3 protein-coding genes and 1 tRNA gene are annotated in these 2256 nt (G+C 72.4%); 2 read left to right on the forward strand and 2 right to left on the reverse strand.

What is annotated here, in order from left to right; genetic code table 11:
* Window positions 1-594, reverse strand: a 594-nt coding sequence (locus tag VFC33_11760) for an MATE family efflux transporter (protein ID HZR13913.1), incomplete at its 3' end; no start/stop codon positions are given.
* A gap of 36 nt (window positions 595-630) precedes the next feature.
* Entirely contained in the window at window positions 631-1410 is a 780-nt protein-coding gene (locus tag VFC33_11765) for a DUF72 domain-containing protein (protein ID HZR13914.1), read from the reverse strand.
* A gap of 106 nt (window positions 1411-1516) precedes the next feature.
* On the opposite strand from VFC33_11765, the gene VFC33_11770 reads away from it, so the two are divergent.
* Both VFC33_11770 and VFC33_11775 read left to right on the forward strand, forming a co-directional pair.
* Window positions 1517-1912: a hypothetical protein gene (locus tag VFC33_11770; GenBank protein ID HZR13915.1), complete on the forward strand. Its 396-nt coding sequence runs from the start codon at window positions 1517-1519 to the stop codon at window positions 1910-1912.
* Window positions 1877-1959: transfer RNA gene (locus VFC33_11775), tRNA-Leu, on the forward strand. The genes VFC33_11770 and VFC33_11775 overlap by 36 nt, the downstream gene beginning before the upstream one ends.
* The last annotated feature ends 297 nt before the right edge of the window (window positions 1960-2256 follow it).

The following is a 2256-nucleotide window of genomic DNA, read 5'->3' on the forward strand; positions in this document are numbered from 1 at the left end:
CGCCGCGACCGTTCCCCAGGCCGAGCCGGCGATGCCGAGGCCGAGCGTGTAGACGAGCAGCAGCTCGAGCGCGAGGTTCACGACGTTCTGCGCGACCGCGACGACGAGCGTCGTGCGCGTGTCCTGCCAGCCGCGCAGGAATCCGGTGCCGGCGTACGTCACGAGCATCGCCGGCGAGCCGAGCAGGCTGATGCGCAGGTAGGTGAGCGCGAACGGGTGTACGACGTGCGACGCCCCCATGATGTCCACGACCGGGCTCGCGATCGCGACGCCGATCACGATGAGCGCGCAGCCCAGCAGTGCCGCGAGCCAGATGCCGTCGATGCCCTGCTCGATCGCGAGCCGACCGTTGCGCGCGCCGACCTGCCGCGCGACAGCGCCGGTCGTCGCGTACGCGAGGAAGTTGAACAGCGTGAACGCGGAGGTGAGCAGGCTGCCCGCGATGGCGAGGCCCGCGAGGGGATGCGTGCCGAGATGCCCGACGATCGCGGTGTCGGCGAGGATGTAGAGCGGTTCAGCGACGAGCGCGCCGAGCGCGGGGAGCGCGAGGCGGACGATCTCGCGGTCGTGGTCCGTCCGCCGTGCCATGCGCATGGAGCGACGACGGTAGCGACCGCCGGGGCGGCCGTCTCAGGAGTTTGCGAGACGGCACCGGCGCGGGTCGGCGGCGCGTCCCACGTCGAAACCGGCGTGCTCCGCGTCGCGTGCGAACCGGGCCGCGTCGCGCGGCGCGCACGCGCGGCCGTCGTTGTTGAAGTAGACGTATCCGTCCGCGCTCGCGCTCCACAGCTCGCGGAGGCGTTCCGTCCACGACTTCAGCGCGCGCGTGCCGTAGCACGGGTGCGGTGACGCGTTGCCCTCGTGGAACCGGAGGTAGAACCAGCTCGCCGTGCGGACGACGGGTCCCGGGCGGCTGTGCCGGTCGGTGAGGCACAGCGCCGCATCGTGCTTCGCGAGGACCTCGTAGACCGCGTCGTCGAACCAGGACCGGTGACGCGGCTCGAACGCAACGCGCACACGGTCGCCGAACGCGTCCAGCGTCTCCGTCAGCGCGTCGACGGACACCGAGAGGTTCGGCGGGAGCTGCACGAGCACGGGCCCGAGCTTCTCGCGCAGCGGCTTCGCGCGATCGAGCAGGAGCTTGACGGAGTCGTCGGGGTCGTGCAGACGGCGGATGTGGGTGAGGTAGCGGCTCGCCTTGAGCGCGACGACGAAGTCGTCGGGCGTGCCGTCGTGCCACTTCTCGAACGTCGTCGCGCGCGGAAGCCGGTAGAAGGTGTTGTTGACCTCGACGGTCTCGAACCGCGACGAGTAGTCGTCGAGCCATCGGCTCTGCGGCACGCCCGGCGGGTAGAACGTCCCCCGCCAGTCGCGGTACTGCCACCCCGAGGTCCCGACCAGGACGGTCACGGGCTCGGTCTACCCGGCCGGGCCCTCGTGCGTCACCAAACCGCGTGGAGCGCGGGCGGGCGACGCACGAGCGTTCACTGTCGTACCCCCGTGCGATCGTGTGCACGTGGAACCGACCGGGGATGCGACCCCGCCTTCGCCGAGCCTGCTGTTCGCCGACGCCGCCCGCCGCCTCGGCGCCGCGGCGCGCGCCGCGGGCCTCAGCGTTCCCGCGTTCCGCAGCCCGCCGCGTGTGCGCGGCGCGCCCCGTTCGATTCGCCGTTACCCGGGCGGTGCCGTCGTGTCGGTGCAGTTGCGCGGTCGTCCGTTCGCGTCGGTCACCGAGGACATGGTGGAAGGCGTGCTCGTGGCGAACCGGCTGTGCGGCGAGCACGCCGACCGGCTCCGCAGGGCGTTGGCCGATGTCGTGCGCGCGTCACCCGAGGGGTCGGGCCCGCCGTCACGTCCGCCTACCCTGGCGCCGGGCGCCCGGGTGGCGGAACGGCAGACGCAGGCGGCTTAAACCCGCCGGCCCGCGAGGGCGTGCAGGTTCGACTCCTGCTCCGGGCACACTGCCCTGGACCGGGCAGACGGTTCACGGGCGGTGCGAAGCCAACCGCCCGGAGCAGGCGGGCGCGAACGCGGTGCTCACGCGCGGTCACGTCCGTGACAGGTCTCCGGCGCGGTACCGGGGCGGTGCGACCAAACCACGGTGGTTCACGGTCAACGGACACCCCTTGTCGCCGACAGTCCTCGGGGCGACACTCCCCGCAGAGGACGTCGGGAGGGGACGATGCCGAGGTACCTGATCATCGCGTCGTACACGCCGGACGGGATTCGAGGGCTCCTCGAGGGCGGGGGCACCGC

The sequence above is a fragment of the Acidimicrobiia bacterium genome, from assembly GCA_035651955.1.
GTDB lineage: Bacteria > Actinomycetota > Acidimicrobiia > IMCC26256 > JAMXLJ01 > JAMXLJ01.